At 69.2% G+C, this 15,327-nt stretch carries 16 protein-coding genes and 5 tRNA genes; 8 read left to right on the forward strand and 13 right to left on the reverse strand.

Annotation, left to right across the window (positions count from 1 at the left end):
* Window position 1 precedes the first annotated feature (1 nt).
* The 6 genes from ABD213_RS01800 to ABD213_RS01825 form a co-directional block, all read right to left on the reverse strand.
* Entirely contained in the window at window positions 2-1,021 is a 1,020-nt protein-coding gene (locus ABD213_RS01800; protein ID WP_344323587.1) for an AurF N-oxygenase family protein, read from the reverse strand.
* Window positions 1,022-1,079: 58 nt separating this feature from the next.
* Window positions 1,080-1,715: a phosphatidylinositol phosphate synthase gene (gene pgsA / locus ABD213_RS01805; RefSeq protein WP_344323590.1), complete on the reverse strand. Its 636-nt coding sequence runs from the start codon at window positions 1,713-1,715 to the stop codon at window positions 1,080-1,082.
* Window positions 1,715-2,251 carry an HIT family protein gene (locus ABD213_RS01810; protein ID WP_344323592.1) on the reverse strand — a complete coding sequence of 179 codons (537 nt, stop codon included), beginning with the start codon at window positions 2,249-2,251 and terminating at the stop codon, window positions 1,715-1,717. The genes pgsA and ABD213_RS01810 overlap by 1 nt, the downstream gene beginning before the upstream one ends.
* 3 nt (window positions 2,252-2,254) lie before the next feature.
* The gene (thrS, locus tag ABD213_RS01815) at window positions 2,255-4,225 is read right to left on the reverse strand and encodes a threonine--tRNA ligase (protein ID WP_344323594.1); all 1,971 of its coding nucleotides are present in this window, start codon (window positions 4,223-4,225) and stop codon (window positions 2,255-2,257) included.
* Window positions 4,226-4,267: 42 nt separating this feature from the next.
* Window positions 4,268-4,762, reverse strand: coding sequence for a YbaK/EbsC family protein (locus tag ABD213_RS01820; RefSeq protein ID WP_344323596.1), 495 nt, complete (start codon window positions 4,760-4,762; stop codon window positions 4,268-4,270).
* A 218-nt stretch (window positions 4,763-4,980) separates the two neighbouring features.
* Window positions 4,981-6,675: an FAD-dependent oxidoreductase gene (locus ABD213_RS01825; protein WP_344323598.1), complete on the reverse strand. Its 1,695-nt coding sequence runs from the start codon at window positions 6,673-6,675 to the stop codon at window positions 4,981-4,983.
* A gap of 56 nt (window positions 6,676-6,731) precedes the next feature.
* On the opposite strand from ABD213_RS01825, the gene ABD213_RS01830 reads away from it, so the two are divergent.
* The 3 genes from ABD213_RS01830 to ABD213_RS01840 are packed head-to-tail and all read left to right on the forward strand — an operon-like array spanning window position 6,732 to window position 9,342.
* Window positions 6,732-7,316: a TetR/AcrR family transcriptional regulator gene (locus tag ABD213_RS01830; RefSeq protein ID WP_344323600.1), complete on the forward strand. Its 585-nt coding sequence runs from the start codon at window positions 6,732-6,734 to the stop codon at window positions 7,314-7,316.
* Window positions 7,313-8,749, forward strand: a complete 1,437-nt coding sequence (locus ABD213_RS01835) for a flavin-containing monooxygenase (RefSeq protein WP_344323602.1) — start codon at window positions 7,313-7,315, stop codon at window positions 8,747-8,749. Before ABD213_RS01830 ends, ABD213_RS01835 begins: the two co-directional genes overlap by 4 nt.
* A complete protein-coding gene (locus ABD213_RS01840) occupies window positions 8,740-9,342 on the forward strand; it encodes an acetoacetate decarboxylase family protein (RefSeq protein ID WP_344323604.1) in 603 nt (200 codons plus the stop codon). Before ABD213_RS01835 ends, ABD213_RS01840 begins: the two co-directional genes overlap by 10 nt.
* Here ABD213_RS01840 and ABD213_RS01845 read toward each other — a convergent pair.
* Window positions 9,339-10,559, reverse strand: a complete 1,221-nt coding sequence (locus tag ABD213_RS01845; protein ID WP_344323606.1) for an HNH endonuclease signature motif containing protein — start codon at window positions 10,557-10,559, stop codon at window positions 9,339-9,341. The two genes, ABD213_RS01840 and ABD213_RS01845, sit on opposite strands and share 4 nt — an antisense overlap.
* A gap of 103 nt (window positions 10,560-10,662) precedes the next feature.
* Here ABD213_RS01845 and ABD213_RS01850 point away from each other — a divergent pair, with 103 nt between their 5' ends.
* Window positions 10,663-10,872, forward strand: coding sequence for a hypothetical protein (locus ABD213_RS01850; RefSeq protein WP_344323608.1), 210 nt, complete (start codon window positions 10,663-10,665; stop codon window positions 10,870-10,872).
* Between the two features lie 59 nt (window positions 10,873-10,931).
* Here the strand turns inward: ABD213_RS01850 and ABD213_RS01855 are convergent.
* Window positions 10,932-11,015: transfer RNA gene (locus tag ABD213_RS01855), tRNA-Val, on the reverse strand.
* An 83-nt stretch (window positions 11,016-11,098) separates the two neighbouring features.
* Between ABD213_RS01855 and ABD213_RS01860 the strand changes: the two genes are divergently transcribed.
* Window positions 11,099-11,890 (forward strand): hypothetical protein, encoded by a 792-nt coding sequence (locus tag ABD213_RS01860; RefSeq protein WP_344323610.1) that lies wholly within the window; start codon window positions 11,099-11,101, stop codon window positions 11,888-11,890.
* 423 nt (window positions 11,891-12,313) lie between these two features.
* On the opposite strand, the gene ABD213_RS01865 is transcribed toward ABD213_RS01860, so the two are convergent.
* Both ABD213_RS01865 and ABD213_RS01870 read right to left on the reverse strand, forming a co-directional pair.
* Window positions 12,314-12,385 (reverse strand) — tRNA-Val (locus tag ABD213_RS01865).
* Between the two features lie 67 nt (window positions 12,386-12,452).
* A complete protein-coding gene (locus ABD213_RS01870) occupies window positions 12,453-13,286 on the reverse strand; it encodes an aminotransferase class IV (RefSeq protein ID WP_344323612.1) in 834 nt (277 codons plus the stop codon).
* Window positions 13,287-13,377: 91 nt separating this feature from the next.
* Between ABD213_RS01870 and ABD213_RS01875 the strand changes: the two genes are divergently transcribed.
* From ABD213_RS01875 to ABD213_RS01885, 3 genes are all read left to right on the forward strand, one after another.
* A tRNA-Gly gene (locus ABD213_RS01875) sits at window positions 13,378-13,449 on the forward strand.
* A 27-nt stretch (window positions 13,450-13,476) separates the two neighbouring features.
* A tRNA-Cys gene (locus ABD213_RS01880) sits at window positions 13,477-13,547 on the forward strand.
* 24 nt (window positions 13,548-13,571) lie between these two features.
* Window positions 13,572-13,643, forward strand: a tRNA-Val gene (locus tag ABD213_RS01885).
* Window positions 13,644-13,702: 59 nt separating this feature from the next.
* Here ABD213_RS01885 and ABD213_RS01890 read toward each other — a convergent pair.
* From ABD213_RS01890 to ABD213_RS01900, 3 genes are all read right to left on the reverse strand, one after another.
* The gene (locus ABD213_RS01890; protein ID WP_344323614.1) at window positions 13,703-14,026 is read right to left on the reverse strand and encodes a hypothetical protein; all 324 of its coding nucleotides are present in this window, start codon (window positions 14,024-14,026) and stop codon (window positions 13,703-13,705) included.
* A gap of 440 nt (window positions 14,027-14,466) precedes the next feature.
* Entirely contained in the window at window positions 14,467-14,937 is a 471-nt protein-coding gene (locus ABD213_RS01895; RefSeq protein WP_344323616.1) for a hypothetical protein, read from the reverse strand.
* Window positions 14,938-14,943: 6 nt separating this feature from the next.
* On the reverse strand, window positions 14,944-15,327 hold the full coding sequence (locus ABD213_RS01900; protein WP_344323618.1) for a DUF4333 domain-containing protein: 384 nt from the start codon (window positions 15,325-15,327) through the stop codon (window positions 14,944-14,946).

Genomic DNA, 15,327 nt, shown 5'->3' on the forward strand with positions numbered 1-15,327 from the left:
GTCAGGCGACGTCGAGCAGACGGGCCGGCGGCTCGCTGCGGTAGCGGGACGCGCGGCCGTCGATCTTCAGCCAGCGCCAGACGCGTCGTGAGGAGCGCGTCATGAGCGTCGACTCCTCGGCCAGCATGCGCACGTCACTGAACAGCTCGGCCAGGAAGGCGCGAGCCTCGGGTGAGTCCCAGTACAGCTCCTTCACGACGTCCTTCGGCACCCCCATCTCGGTGGTGAGCTCCTTCGGCGGCACCAGGATCAGGTCGGCGGCGACCCGCATGATGACGGGGAACAGCATCGACATGATCCACCGGTCGACGCGGCCCAGGTGCGGGCCGCTGCGCTGGATGTAGGCGTGGGCGAAGGAGATGTGACGCGCCTCCTCCGCCACGTGGATCTGCATGATCCGCCGCATGATGGGCGGCAACCCGTCCGCCTCCCGCAGGAGCTTCTTCTGCGTGTGGTCGATCGGCTCCTCGCCGGCGAGGACGGCGATGAAGAAGCCCAGCGGGTAGCGCGAGGCCATCAGCGGGACGAGTCCGTGGACGGCGCGCATCCACCGCGGCATGCCGGGCACGTCGGCCCCGATGCGGTTGACGCACTCCTGGAACATCTGCGTGTGGTGGCACTCCTCCGTCGCCTCGTGCGTGAGGTAGCGGAACTCGGCCGAGCCGTTCGGGCGGGTGAAGACGTACTGCATGATCCCTCGGATGAGGATGTTCTCGAACTGGAGGCCGACCTTGAAGATGTTGGCGTAGCGCCACATCCCGATCTCGATCTTCCGCTCGACGGGCAGTGCCTGGTACCACGCGTGGCCACCCAGCGGGTCGGCCTCGGGGAGGACCCATCGCTCGTCGGTGGGGTCGATGGCGAAGTCGGGGTGGTCCCACGGCACGTCGACGAAGGCGTCGAAGTTGCGCTGTACCGAGGCCCGCGAGAGCTGGTCCAGCGTGGCCTCGTACTCGGTCCGGTCCTGGCCGGCGAGGGCGTCCTGGGTGGCGTCGAGATCGGTCTCGTCCATCAGCGTCATGACGCCAGCATGATGCGCCACAAGACTATGTGTCAAGACTGATGTCACATAGATGGTGTCACTGTTCGGAGGGTCGAGGCACGGCCTGTCGGTGGACGATGAGCATGCGCTGCACGACCGTGACCAGACTCGCGATCGCAAGCGCCCACAGGGTGATCTCGGTGAGGACCGGCAGCCCGAACAGACCGTTCAGTCCCGTCATCACGAGGATCGCCACGAGCCGGTCGGCCCGCTCCGCGATGCCACCCTTGGCCTGCATGCCGAGACTCTCGGCACGCGCCCGCGCGTAGGAGGTGAGGTTGCCGAGGAACAGGCAGGCCAGGCTCAGGCACAGGTAGAGCCAGGGGCCTCCGAGCGTCGTCTCGGGATCGGTGCCGGCGTAGTACAGCACCAGGCCGCCGAAGATGGCGGCGTCGCCGACGCGGTCGAGCGTGGAGTCGAGGAACGCGCCCCACGACGACGACGTCCCCGACTGCCGCGCCATGTAGCCGTCGATCAGGTCGCTGAAGACGAAGGCGGTGATGACCAGGACCCCGACGAAGAACTGCCCGCGGGGGAAGAACCACAGGGCACCGGCGACGACGCCGATCGTGCCGACGATGGTGACGTGGTCGGGCTTGACCCCCAGTCGCAGGAGCAGGTCGGCGACCGGCGCCCAGAGGTTGGTCCAGAACTGGCGGAAGCGTTCGAGCATCAGGTGGCTCCGGGGTCGTCGTGGCGTGCGGGGGCGGGCCAGGCGTCGGCCAGCAGGTCGCGGGTGTCCTCGAGCAGTTGCGGCAGGGTCTTGGTCTGCCCGAGCACGGTCATGAAGTTGGCGTCGCCGGACCACCGCGGCACGACGTGCTGGTGCAGGTGCGCGGCGAGCGACCCACCGGCCACTCCCCCGAGGTTCAGCCCGACGTTGAAGCCGTCGGGCGCGGAAACCGTGCGGATCACCTGCAGTGCCGTCTGCGTCAGCGCCGCCACCTCGGCGGTCTCGACATCGTCGAGCTCGGTGTAGTCGGCGACGTGCCTCGTCGGGATGACCATGAGGTGCCCGGGGTTGTACGGGTACAGGTTGAGCACCACGAAGCACGCCGCGCCACGATGAACGACGAGGTCCGACCCCGCCCCTCCCGCGGCGATCCGGCAGAACGGACACTCCTGTCCCTCGCCGAGACCGGACCCCGGCTCCTCGCCCCGGACGTAGGACATCCGGTACGGGGCCCACAGCCGTTGCAGACGATCCACGGCTCAGACCTGGGCGCGCGTCGCGACGGCCTCGAGGATGCGGGTGACGGCCTCGTCGACCGGCACGCCGTTCTCCTGCTCGCCGTTGCGGTAGCGGAAGGAGACCGCGTCGTTCTCGACGTCGTTGTCACCGACGATGAGCATGAACGGCACCTTCTGCGTCTGCGCGGTGCGGATCTTCTTCTGCATACGCTCGTCGGAGTCGTCGACCTCGAAACGGATGCCCGCGCCCTTGAGCCGGACCCCGAGGGTGCGCAGGTACTCGACGTGCCGCTCGGCGACCGGGATGCCGACGGCCTGGACCGGCGCGAGCCAGGGAGGGAAGGCACCGGCGTAGTGCTCGACGAGGACGCCGAGGAACCGCTCGATCGAGCCGAACTTCGCCGAGTGGATCATCACCGGCTGCTGGCGGGTGCCGTCGGCCGCGACGTACTCGAGGGCGAACCGGTCGGGCGACGGCTGGTTGAAGTCGTACTGGATGGTGGACATCTGCCACGTCCGGCCGATCGCGTCGCGGGCCTGCACCGAGACCTTCGGACCGTAGTAGGCGGCTCCGCCGGGATCGGGCACCAGCTCGAGACCGGTCTCGGAGCACACGTCGGCCAGGACCTGGGTCGCCTTCTCCCAGTCCTCGTCGGACCCGATGAACTTGTCCTTCGACTCGTCGCGGGTCGACAGCTCGAGGTAGAAGTCGTCGAGACCGAAGTCGCGCAGCAGGCTGAGCACGAAGTTCAGCAGGTGTCGGATCTCGTCGGGGGCCTGCTCGGGGGTGACGTAGGAGTGGGAGTCGTCCTGCGCGAACCCGCGCACACGAGTGAGTCCGTGGATCACTCCGGACTTCTCGTTGCGGTACACGTGCCCGAACTCGAACAGCCGCAGCGGCAGGTCGCGGTAGGAGCGCTGGCGCGAGCGGTAGATGAGGTTGTGCATCGGGCAGTTCATCGCCTTGAGGCGATAGTCCTGTCCGTCGACGTCGAGCGCCGGGAACATGCCGTCGCCGTAGTACGGCAGGTGCCCGGAGGTGTGGAACAGCTCCTCACGGGCGATGTGCGGGGTGCCGACGTACTCGAACCCCTCCTCGATGTGCCGCTGGCGGACGTAGTCCTCCATGGCGCGCTTGATGACGCCGCCCTTGGGGTGGAAGACCGGGAGGCCGGAGCCGATCTCGTCGGGGAAGCTGAACAGGTCGAGCTCGTTGCCGAGGCGGCGGTGGTCGCGGCGCTGGGCCTCCTCGAGGCGGTGCAGGTAGTCCTCCTGCGCCTCCTTGGTGGGCCACGCGGTGCCGTAGATGCGCTGCAGCTGCTTGTTCTTCTCGTTGCCGCGCCAGTAGGCCGCCGCCGAGCGCATGAGCCGGAAGGCGGGGATGCGCTTGGTGGTGGGCAGGTGCGGACCGCGGCACAGGTCCTTCCAGGCGAGCGAACCGTCGCGCTTGAGGTTGTCGTAGATGCTCAGCCCGCCGTCGCCCACCTCGACGCTCGCACCCTCGGCGGCGTCCCCTGCCGACGACTTCAGCCCGATGAGCTCGAGCTTGTACGGCTCGCCGGCCAGCTCGTCGCGGGCGGCGTCGTCGTCGATCTCGCGACGGTCGAACTTCTGACCCTCCTTGACGATCTTCTTCATCCGCGCCTCGATCTTCGCAAGATCGTCGGGAGTGAAGGGCTCCTCGACGTCGAAGTCGTAGTAGAAGCCGTCGGTGATCGGCGGGCCGATGCCGAGCTTGGCGTCCGGGAAGAGGTCCTGCACGGCCTGGGCCATCACGTGCGCGGTGGAGTGACGCAGGATGTCGAGGCCGTCGGGGCTGTCGATGGCGACCGGCTCGACGCTCTGGCCGTCGTTGAGCTCCGTGGCGAGGTCGCGCAGCTCCCCGTCGATGCGTGCGGCGACGACCTCGGGGGTCTCGGCGAACAGCTGCCACGCCTTGGTGCCGGGATCGACCTCGCGACGCTCGTCGTGGACGGTGACGGACATGCTCATGCGGACTCCCGGTCTCTTCGACGACCCCTACGGCTGGGCCGTTCAGCTCGCCGCGATGCTACCGGTCGCGCCCTTCGTGACGCTCACCCAGCCGACGGCACCGGAGATCTCCTCGATCTCGGCGGGCGTCAGCTCGATCGCGGAGGCGGCGTTCCCCACCGCCGGGAACAGCGACGAGAAGCGGTGCAGGGACTCGTCGAGGTGGACACGGGCGCCGTCGGCGTTCGCGAACGGGCACACCCCGCCGGGGGCGTGGCCGGTGAGCCGTTCGACGTCGTCGCCCTTGAGCATCCGCGCCTTGCGGCCGAAGGTCCGCTTGAAGGCGGCGTTGTCGATGCGGACGTCGCCGGCGGCGACGACGAGGTCACACGTGCCGGGCTCCGCGCCGGCGAAGGCCAACGTCTTCGCGATGCGTGCCGGCTCGACCCCGAGCTCGGCGGCGGCGAGCTCGACCGTCGCGCTGGAACCGGAGGTCTCGATGACGTCGTCGGCGCGCCCGAAGCGCGCCAGGTGGGCCCGAGCGGTCTCGATGGACATGCGAACCAGCGTAGGGCGGTGCAGACTGGCTCCGGTCGCGACATCGCGTCGAGGACGTCGACGCCGGTGTCGTGGGGGGATGACCGTCTCCCACGAAAGGATCGAGCATGAGGCTGTGGCACCAGCTGCTGGGGCACCAGATCGCCGTCGTCGTGCTGGCGGGCGTCACGCACCACACCTGCAACTGCGGCAAGCGCTGGCTCCCCTAGGGAGCCTGGCTACGTCACCAGACCGGGTCGCAGACGTGGCTCCGGCAGCCTGAGGGCACCGGGGGCCGACTCCGGCACCACCGGTGAGGTGGGCTGCACGGCGTCGAGCGGGACGTACCCCTCCCCCAGGTCCGGGCGAGGATCGGCCTGCCCCTTGTTCGGCCAGAACGACATCGCACGTTCCGCCTGCGCGACGATCGTCAGCGACGGGTTGACCCCGAGGTTCGCGCTGATGGCAGAACCGTCGGCCACGTGCAGGCCCTCGTGGCCGAACAGGCGCTGGTACGGGTCGATGACCCCGTCCGCAGCGCTCTCACCGATCGCGCAGCCCCCGATGAAGTGCGCCGTCAGGGGGATGCCGGCCAGCTCGCCGAGTGATCCTCCGGCAACGCCGTCCATCCGCTCGGCCAGGTCGGTGGCCACCCGGTCGGCGACCGGGATCCGGGCCGGGTTGGGCGCACCCTTGCCTTGGCGGCTGGTCATCCGCAGTCCGAACAGTCCACGCTTGAGGTAGGTCGTCACGGAGTTGTCGAGGGACTGCATCGCGAGCACGACGATCGTCTGCTCGGCCCAGCGTCGCGGGTCGTGCAGTGCCAGGGCCTTGCGCAGGCCCATGCGACGGTAGGCCCGGACGACGCGGCGCAGCTGCGACCCGTCCCCGTCGGCGGCGAGTGCCATGTTCATCAGGCTCAACGCGCCCGAGCCGCGGCCGTAGCGGACCGGCTCGATGTGGGTGGACCCGTCGGGGTGGAAGGACGACGTGATGGAGATGCCCGCCGTCACGTCGGCCTCCTTGCTCGTGGCTCGGGCCGACAGCACCGCCTCGGAGTTCGTGCGGCTCAGCTCGCCGATGCGTTCGGACAGCTCGGGCAGGGACCGTCGTCGCAGGCGGTGCAGGAGGTTCTGGGTGTTGAGCGCGTTGCCGGCGAACACCACCTGGTCGGCCGAGAAGCTCCGGCGACGCCATGGGTTCCCGGTCCGACGGGTGCGCACGACGTAGCCTCCGCCGGATCGTGGCCGCACGTCGGTGACCGTGGTCAGCGGATGGACCACGGTGCCGGCGCTCTCGGCGAGGTGGAGGTAGTTCTTGACCGTGGTGTTCTTGGCGTTGAAGCGGCAGCCGGTCATGCAGGCGCCGCACTCGATGCAGGTCCGCCGGTCCGGGCCGGCGCCGCCGAAGTACGGGTCCCCGACGTCGGCGCCTCGCTCTAGTCCGAACAGCACGCCGACGTCGGCCGCGTGGACGGTGTGGCCGACCCCGAGGTCCTCGGCGACCTCCGCCATGAGGGCGTCCGGCACGGTGTGGCCCGGGTAGGTGGCGACGCCGAGCATCCGCTTGGCCTGGTCGTAGTGCGGCGCGAGCTCGTCGCGCCAGTCGGCGATGTGGGCCCACTGCGGGTCCTGGAAGAACGCGTCGAGCGGCTCGTACAACGTGTTCGCGTAGACCAACGAGCCGCCGCCGACGCCGGTGCCGCTGGCGATGAGCACGTCCTTGAGGGGGGTGATGCGCATGATGCCGAAGCACCGCGCCCACGGTGCCCACAGGTAGCGACGCAGCTTCCACGACGTCTCCGGCAGCTCGTCGTCGGCGAACCGTCGGCCCGCCTCCATGACGCCGACGGAGTACCCCTTCTCGGAGAGGCGCAGCGCGGCCACGCTCCCCCCGAAGCCGGACCCGATGACGACGACGTCGAAGTGGCGCATGTCGGCATCGTAGCCACATATTGACACTATGCCAATAGGCCGGTAGGACTGGTCCCGTGACCACGCCAGCGCGCACCCGGCTCGAGCCGCACGACCGTCGAGCGCAGATCATCGAGGCCGTCCGGCCGTTGTACCTGCAGCACCCGTACGACGCCGTCTCGACTGCCGAGCTCGCTGCCGCCGCGGGCGTGACCCGCGGACTCATCAACCACTACTTCGGCTCCAAGCGCGAGCTCTTCGTCGAGGTCATGCGCTCCACGATCCGCATGCCCGAGGACGAGCTGCCGGACCTCTCGGCCCTCCCCCTCGAGGACCGCGCCTGTCGCACGATGGACTGGATCCTGCGAGCCGCCGAGACCTACGGACAGGCGTGGGTCTCGGTCTCCGGCGCCGCGAACCTGCACGGCAACTCCGACCTGCAGGAGGTCGTCGACGAGGCCGACGACCACGCCGCGCGCCTGACCCTCGACGCGCTCTGCCTGCCCGACGACCCCCACCGCCGGGTCCGGGTCCGCACGCTGGCGCCGCTCGTGAAGGCCGTGTGCCGCGAGTGGCTCGAGCGAGGGACCCTCACCCGCGACGAGGCCCTCGACCTGCTCACCGAGACCGTCCTGCTCTTCGCCACCAAGGAGACCCCATGAGCGCCCCCACCCCCTCGATCGGGATCATCGGCTCCGGCTTCGGCGCCCTCGGCACCGCCGTGGAGCTGCTCGAGGCCGGCTACGAGGACGTCCGGCTCTGGGAGCGCGCCGACGCCCTCGGCGGCGTGTGGCGCGACAACACCTACCCCGGTGCCGGGTGCGACGTCCCCTCCCCGCTGTACTCCTTCTCCTTCGCCGTCAACCGGCGATGGAGCCGCCGGTACGCGCGGCAGCCGGAGATCCTGGCCTACCTGGAGCGCGTCGCCGACGAGTACGCCCTGCGTCGACGCATCCGCTTCGGCCACGAGGTCGTCGCCGCGGCGTGGGACGCCGATGCCGGCGAGTGGGAGGTGCGGTTCGCCTCCGGTGACACCGACCGCGTCACCGTGCTCATCAGCGCGGTGGGCCAGCTCTCCGACCCCGTCATGCCGTCCATCCCCGGCATCGGCGACTTCACCGGCACGCAGTTCCACTCCGCGCAGTGGGACCACTCGGTCGACCTCGCCGGCAAGCGGGTGGCGTCCATCGGCTCCGGAGCGAGCGCCGTGCAGTACGTCCCGCGGGTGGCCGACGTCGCGTCGCGGGTCGTGATGTTCCAGCGCACGCCGAACCACATCATTCCCAAGCCCGACGGGCCACTCCCCAGGCCGTGGGCGCGGACGATGATGGGTCCGGAGCGACTCGGGACGTGGCTGCTCAGCGAGCAGTTCGCGCGCGGACTGACGCCCGGGACCCTCATGGCGAAGTTCATCGACCGACTCGCGCGGATGAACCTGCACCGTGCCATCGAGGACCCGGAGCTGCGCCGGAAGCTGACACCCACCTACCCGATCGGCTGCAAGCGGATCCTGTTCTCCAACGAGTTCTACCCGACCCTCGCGAAGGACCACGTCGACGTCGTGACCGACAGCATCGAGCGCATCACCCCCACGGGCGTGCGAACGGTCGACGGCACCGAGCACGAGGTCGACGTCATCGTGCACGGCACCGGCTTCGCGTCGCAGGACTTCCTGTCCTCCATCGAGGTCGTCGGGGAGGGCGGGACCCGGCTGGCCGACGTGTGGGAGGACGGCGCCCACGCCTACCTGGGCATGTACGTGCCGGGCTTTCCCAACCTCTTCGTCTCCTACGGACCCAACACGAACCTCGGAGGGGGGTCCATCATCTACATGCTCGAGGCACAGGCCCGTCACATGCGGCAGGTGCTCGACCGGATGGGCGCCGGCCGGTGGACCCGAGTCCAGGTGCGCCCGGACGCCGAGCGACGCTTCGACGAGGACCTGCAGGCCCAGCTCCAGGACTCGGTGTGGGCGAGGTGCGACAACTGGTACACCCACCCGTCGGGGCGCATCACGTCGAACTGGCCCGGCGCGACCAAGCCGTTCGAGCGCGCCACGCGCGACCTCGTCGCCGAGGACTTCGCATGGACGTGAGCTACCCGGACCAGCCATGGGACCTGCACGGCGACGCGTCAGCTGGCGTCTTCCTCGTGCCGTTGCGCGACCTGCCGTCCGCTCCCCCGCCGGGCTTCCGACCGGTGACCGTGCTCGGCCGCGCCGTCGTGACGACCGCCTTCTTCCGCTACCGCGAGCCGAGCCCCCTCACCTACGGCGAGATCATGGCGACGGTCCTCGTCCGCCGTGGTCTACGCCTGCGGGTGAACATCGTCCAGATCTGGGTCGACAGTCCGGCGTCGCTGGCGGGCGGGCGCGAGCTGTGGGCCATCCCGAAGGACCTCGCAGAGTTCCGCGGCGACCCCACGACGTCGATGGAGGCCATCGGGATCGGTTCGCTCGAGGTGGGTCGCACCGTGTCTGTTCCCGGCTGGGTACCGACCGGCTTCCGCACAGCGCAGGCGCGGGGTGCTCGCGCCGTCGTCACCCCGGTGAGCGGACGCGTGCGCGTCGGCCTCGGGCGGGGCCGGTGGCGCTTCGAGGGGCCGCTCTCGTGGCTGTCGGGGCGGCGGTCGCTGCTGACGATGGCCGTGCACCGCTTCCGGCTGCGGTTCGGGCAGGAATCCGCCTAGCTGTTCTTGCGCAGAACCGCCATGGCCAACCGGGCGAGGTCGTGCTCGAGGGTGGAACCGGGTCCTGGTCGGGGGACGTGCTCACGAGGACTGTTCTCGACCGTTCGACCGGTGGGCAGGATCCACTGCAGGACACCGTGTCCCTTCAGTGAGTGGTGTCGTCTGCACAAGGCCCACATGTTCGATCCATTCGTCGCCCCAGTGGGCCAAGGTTCTCGATGATCCAGATCGCACCGCTCGGCGGGGACCCGGCACCCGGGCGCCCGGCAGACCCCGTCGCGGAACCGGATGGCCTTCGCCAACACCTCAGGAGCGAAGCGTCCGGCGTAGTCATGAGCCAATGTGTCGCCGCTGATGGGGTCGGTGATGATCCGGTGCCAGAAGGTGTCGTCGGCATCGATCTCCTCGAGGATCCACGATGCGGGCACCGACCACTCGCCGTCTGATGACTCGGCGTGGCCGTCGACCAGGCCGGTGAGGACATCGGCCTCGATCGTCACGGCCACGTCGCCGGTGACGGTCGGTGCATCGGTGGTCTCGCCGTGGGTGAGCCAGGAGACGAACAGGTCCGCGGTGCGCTGCGGCAGCGTCCGCCGGTCGTCCTCGCCGAGAGGTGTACGTGCTGCGCGGTCGAGGCGCTTCATGACCGCAGCCGCCTGGTGCGAGGGCAGGTAGGCCGACAGCCACGACATGCCGTCGTCCAGGTGCGTGACCTGGACGTACCGCTCATCGCGAGCCTTCTCGGCCCGCTCGAGCGCGAGGTCGGGCTCCACGCGCGTGACGAACCGCTTGATCCAGGCCCGCAGCTCCGCGGTGGTGTGGGTGGTCGCGTAGCGCAGCACCGAGGCGTCCAGACGTGCCCAGGACTCCTCGCGCTCCAGCCGGTCCAGCCCGGTGGAGATCTCCCGCACCCGAGCGGCGTCGATCTGTCCGCTGCGGAACGCCAGCCAGCACGCCGGCGCCCGCTCCACGACCCGGTCCGCCACCGCCAACCGGGACGTCACCTGCGCCTCGGACAGGCCCATCGCCTCACCGATGGTCACCGCGATCATCGAGCGCTCCACCATCCGTCGCATCGGCGACGGGTCGGCATCGATCCGCGCCAGCTCGGCGTCGCGGTAGGCCAGCATCGCCTCGAACGACGCCGCCTCCGAACACGCCTGCACCCGCGCAGCCCGCGCGAGCACGTCCTCGGGGCGAGCGATGTCGATCTCCATGTAACGAACATACGCTCGACCACCGACAGTGTTCTCGGGCCAGGACTCGGGACTGGCACCGCCCCGGGATGCGAGGCCGTCGCCGTGACGACAGGGTGGGGTCATGGCTGAGTACCGCATGGTGACCGAGGGTGGCGACGTGGTCGACACCCACACGTTCGAGACCGACCACGAGGCCGTCGCCTGGCGCTCGTCCCGGCCGTTCGAGGCCGCGACCGGCGCCGACGACAGCCGTCAGCTGCGCATCGAGCGGCTCGACGACGGCGAGTGGGTCCGCATCCCCGCGCCCTTGGGGACCGCCGAGACGACCTGAGCGCGCGGACGTGAACGACGACGACCCCCGACCGCGATGGTCGGGGGTCGTGTCGTCGGTGGGCGATACTGGGTTCGAACCAGTGACCTCTTCGGTGTGAACGAAGCGCGCGACCGGATTGACCGCGACTCGCTGCGTCGCACGACCTCGACCAACGTGCCTGGGCATCACAGCTAGCCCGCGCTCCGGTGGCAGACTTTCGACGAGAGTCTAGGAAAGGGCGACGATGACGGAAGAAGACGGTACCGGGCGTCCTTGGAGCGTCGGTGACATCGAGAACGGCTACATCCTTACCGCCGCGGGATGGGTGCAGCTTCGGAAGAGGGCCGCCGAGAGAGGGCCAGAGCACGGCGGGCCCCCTTGGGTGCCCGGTGACGTCGTAAATGGGCATGTCTACATCGATGAAGCCTGGATGCCTATCGGAGAACGAGGGCGGTCGGCCCCGCTGCAGCAGCCGCCCCAGAACCTTCACGAGGGTGCCGACGAGAAGACTGACAACTGGTTCACTCGCCTACCGGGCCTCGGGCGCGCCGCAGTGATCGGCGGCGCAGTCGTCCTTCTCGCGCTCTTCGCAACTAGCGGACCGGATGCTGCGGGACCGGAGGAGCAGGACGAGTTTGTCTCGATTGTGGCTAGCGGACAGGACCGTGAAACAGAAAACGACACTCAGGTTGTCGCGGCCAAACGCGAGAGGGGTGAGGCACTCTGCGAGCTGCTTCCTTCAAGCTTGGCAGTCGAGGACTGGAGAGGCACGTTAACCAGCATTACAACCGAATTGGCCGGAGACGATGGAGTCGTAAAGATTGAGATCAGCGAGAATGTGGAAGTAGTAAGTGTAGACATCGAGCCCGACTCGGAAGTGTTCTCTCAAATCACCTCTCTCAAAGAAGGAACAAGAGTCACTTTCAGCGGGGAGTTCGAGGATGCTGGCGACCAATGCATCTACGAGCGCAGCCTCGGTAGCGCCAACGGTTTGCGCACCCCAGATTTCGGGATCGAGCTCTCTTCTATTGAGTGAACCGCAACCCCTTTGCGACGCCCAGATCGACCAGCCACATGCAGGGAGCGTGATGCAGCCCCAGAGCCGAGGCCATCGACCGACAGTCGTTCCGCGGTCAGGGTCGCGATCGCGCCTTGTGCGCAACCAACTGGCCGCGTGCGGTGTCGTGTCTACATCAACAGCCATGTGTAGTCGCCGACCCACTGCATCACACTCACACAGAGGTCGGCGTCCCGGTCCACCTAAAGGCCGGACCCGTAGGAGTAGGTGGCCGATCCCGCGTGAACGAGCGGGGAGTCGCACCAATCAGGGCGGGTGATCTCGGGTACGGTCTGAGCGAAAATTTTCGAGCTCCTCCCTGTCGCACGTATGTTGCGCGGTGCGGACATGAGGAAGGCCGCCTGCCAGCGTTTCCGCTGGACAGAGGGCTTTTCGTCTCGGTGGGCGATACTGGGTTCGAACCAGTGACCTCTTCGGTGTGAACGAAGCGCGCTACCACTGCGCCAATCGCCCGGGACGCGGATACCTTAACGCACCCCCGGCTCCGGGCCGAACCGGGGAGACGCGACAGGGGCCGACCTCACGGGTCCGGGTTCTCCGCCTGGCGACGAGCCCAGATCTCCTGTGCCTGTCGGGTGATCGGACCGGGCGCGTCGAGCACGCGGTCGTCCACCCGCGCGATCGCCTGGAGGTTGCGGGTGGTGCCGACGAGGATGACCTCCGAGGCCTCCTGGAGCACCTCGATGGGGGCGTCGACCTCCTCGACGTCCATCTCCTCGCTGAGCCACTCCAGCGCCAGCGCTCGCGTGATGCCGGCGAGGCACCCGGACGCGAGCGTGGGCGTGACCAGCCGTCCGTCGAGGACGTACATGATGTTGGACCCGGTGCCCTCGCACAGGTGCCCCTGCGTGTTCGGCATGACCGCCTCCGACGCTCCCGCCGCCCGCGCCACCTCGATCATCTTGGCGTTCTCCGCGTACGACGTGGTCTTGAGGCCCGCGAGAGCGCCGCGCTCGTTCCGCGGCCACGGGACGGTGACGATGCCAGCGACCGCCGGAGGTCGCTCGCACGGCTCGGTGACCACCACGTGGGTCAGGTCACTGCTTCCCCGCGGCGAGCCGAGCGGACCCACCCCGGACGTCACCGTGATGCGGACCCGGCCGAACTCCAGCTCCTGGCCGGCCATGGTCTCGGCCACGCCGGAGCGCAGGAGGGCGACGTCGGGCGTCCCGATCCCCAGGCCCTCGGCCGAGCGCACCAGCCGGTCGAGGTGACGGGTGAGGGCGAACGGCTCGCCCTGCTCGACGGCGACCGTCTCGAACACCCCGTCGCCGACGACGAGTCCGTGGTCGAGCACGCCGATGGCGGGTTCGTGCGGGGATTGCAGGACGTCTCCGTCGAGCCATGCCTTCATGACGCCAGCGTACGCCGCGCGGGACGACCCCCGGTTTGGTCGCGCCGTTCCCATCGGCTAATGTTTCTTCCCGCGCCGGAAACGGCGCGATGCGGACATAGCTCAGTGGTAGAGCATCACCTTGCCAAGGTGAGGGTCGCGAGTTCGAATCTCGTTGTCCGCTCGGAGCGGGTCTCCACGCCCACTCGACGGTGGGTTGGCCGAGAGGCGAGGCAACGGACTGCAAATCCGTCTACACGGGTTCAAATCCCGTACCCACCTCGCACCCCACAACTGAACACCCACGGGCGATTGGCGCAGCGGTAGCGCGCTTCCCTGACACGGAAGAGGTCACTGGTTCAAACCCAGTATCGCCCACAGCAGAGCCCCGGAACCTCAGGTTCCGGGGCTCTTCCTCGTCGTTCGGGGCCCGCCACCTACCCCGCCACGGCGCAGAGCGCGCTGTCGGCGACGGCGGGGTCGTTCCGGCAGGCGTTCTCGACGTAGGCGCTCGGCTCGATGTCGACCACCTCGGGGAACTTCTGCGCCGCGGTCTCGAACTGGGCGAGCGTCTCGCACGCGTCGAAGGCCGGATGGACGTCCTCGGGTGAGGTCTGAGCGGCCTGGACCTCGACGCTCGCGAACGCCTCCTCGCACGCGTTGGAGGGTTCGGCGATGTTGTCTCCCCCGCGACTACCGCCGCTGTCGCAACCGGTGAGCAGGAGCAGGGCGGCCGCGACCGCGGCTGTCGTCATCCTCATGTCCCTCCCGTACCCACATCGACGCGGTTGAGTCAGGACGACGTCGAGTCGGCGCGCGGACGGCCGCGAGCTCCTCAGGCCTCGACACGGCGGCGGGAGTGGCGCTCGGTGTGCGGGCAGTGACCCGGGCCGTACTTGCGCAGGCAACGGCGCCGCCGTCGCCGGAACCACCGCACGTCCCCATCGTGACGGCGAACCCCTGCTGACGGAAGGGCTGACATCGGTGCGAAAGGAACAATTCACACAACGCACCACGGCGAGGCCCGAGCTGCCGGTGCGGCACGAGCAAGGGCCGCCCGGTGCGTGACGCGGGCGGCCCTGCCGGCTGGCCCGGACGAGAACGCTGCCCCGACCGGTGGTTCCAGACTAGGCGTTCCCACCGGCCTCGCACGTCCGGACGAGCCCGATCACGATCCACCGGGACCAGAGGTGCTGGACGGTCAGCGAGGAGTGGAGCGCCAGACGTAGCGCAGGCCCGGACCGACGATGTTGACGGTCGCGTCGGCCACGACCACACGGGGGCGGTCGGCGTAGGCGACCGAGCAGGTGAACGAGGTACCCACCGCCTCCGAGACCGCCTGCGGACAGCTCACCGACGTGCGCGGACCGGTCCGGTCCAGACGTGCCTGGATGTCGCCGGCGATGCCGGCCGGCGACACGAGCTGTGCGGGCGGGGCGGGGGTGGCCGTGGGACTGGGCGTCGGGCTCGGGCTGGTGGTCGGCGTGGGCGAGGACGTCGGACTGGCGCTCGGCGTCGCCGGGGCGGCGACCGACGGGGTCGACGACGTGGAGTCGTTGCCCGCGAGGTCCTGACCGGCCTCGATGCCGACCCAGGACCGGAGCGCGAGGAAACCCGCTCCGGCGACCAGGATCAGGACGACGGCTGACGCTGCGGCGCGAGTCTTGTTCATGAGGTCCTAGTTCGGGACGGCTTCCCAGACGAAGGCCCCGTCGGGACCGTTGATCTCGACCGTCGCGGTCGAGACCGGCGCTGTGTTGGGCTGCTCAGCGAAGAAGACGTCGCACTCGAACGTCGTGCCGACCTTCTGCTCGACCCGCTCGGGGCACTCCACGCGGGTGGGCTGGCCTGCACGCTCGTCCAACCGGGTGCGGATCGCCTCGCTGATCTGGCTGGTCGACATCTCCACCGGTGCGAGCGACTCCTCGGGGGTCGGCTCGCTCGTGGCGCCCGGCTCGTCCGGTCCGCCGTCGTCCGCGGAGCATGCGCGGAGGCCGATCAGGAGCGCGCCGATCGCCAGGATGAGGACGATGGCAGCCGTCACCCGAGCACGCGTGGTCAT

It is taken from the genome of Aeromicrobium halocynthiae, assembly GCF_039531385.1.
Classification (GTDB): Bacteria; Actinomycetota; Actinomycetes; order Propionibacteriales; family Nocardioidaceae; genus Aeromicrobium; species Aeromicrobium halocynthiae.

Bases quoted from the DNA above. Each gene is read 5' to 3' on its own strand.
- ABD213_RS01890 (WP_344323614.1), bottom strand. From the start codon at position 14,026: ATGAGGATGACGACAGCCGCGGTCGCGGCCGCCCTGCTCCTGCTCACC.
- ABD213_RS01840 (WP_344323604.1), top strand. From the start codon at position 8,740: ATGGACGTGAGCTACCCGGACCAGCCATGGGACCTGCACGGCGACGCG.
- pgsA (WP_344323590.1), bottom strand. From the start codon at position 1,715: ATGCTCGAACGCTTCCGCCAGTTCTGGACCAACCTCTGGGCGCCGGTC.
- ABD213_RS01820 (WP_344323596.1), bottom strand. From the start codon at position 4,762: ATGTCCATCGAGACCGCTCGGGCCCACCTGGCGCGCTTCGGGCGCGCC.
- ABD213_RS01850 (WP_344323608.1), top strand. From the start codon at position 10,663: ATGGCTGAGTACCGCATGGTGACCGAGGGTGGCGACGTGGTCGACACC.
- ABD213_RS01900 (WP_344323618.1), bottom strand. From the start codon at position 15,327: ATGACCACGCGTGCTCGGGTGACGGCTGCCATCGTCCTCATCCTGGCG.
- ABD213_RS01835 (WP_344323602.1), top strand. From the start codon at position 7,313: ATGAGCGCCCCCACCCCCTCGATCGGGATCATCGGCTCCGGCTTCGGC.
- ABD213_RS01860 (WP_344323610.1), top strand. From the start codon at position 11,099: ATGACGGAAGAAGACGGTACCGGGCGTCCTTGGAGCGTCGGTGACATC.
- ABD213_RS01825 (WP_344323598.1), bottom strand. From the start codon at position 6,675: ATGCGCCACTTCGACGTCGTCGTCATCGGGTCCGGCTTCGGGGGGAGC.
- ABD213_RS01895 (WP_344323616.1), bottom strand. From the start codon at position 14,937: ATGAACAAGACTCGCGCCGCAGCGTCAGCCGTCGTCCTGATCCTGGTC.
- ABD213_RS01800 (WP_344323587.1), bottom strand. From the start codon at position 1,021: ATGACGCTGATGGACGAGACCGATCTCGACGCCACCCAGGACGCCCTC.
- ABD213_RS01845 (WP_344323606.1), bottom strand. From the start codon at position 10,559: ATGGAGATCGACATCGCTCGCCCCGAGGACGTGCTCGCGCGGGCTGCG.
- ABD213_RS01870 (WP_344323612.1), bottom strand. From the start codon at position 13,286: ATGAAGGCATGGCTCGACGGAGACGTCCTGCAATCCCCGCACGAACCC.
- thrS (WP_344323594.1), bottom strand. From the start codon at position 4,225: ATGAGCATGTCCGTCACCGTCCACGACGAGCGTCGCGAGGTCGATCCC.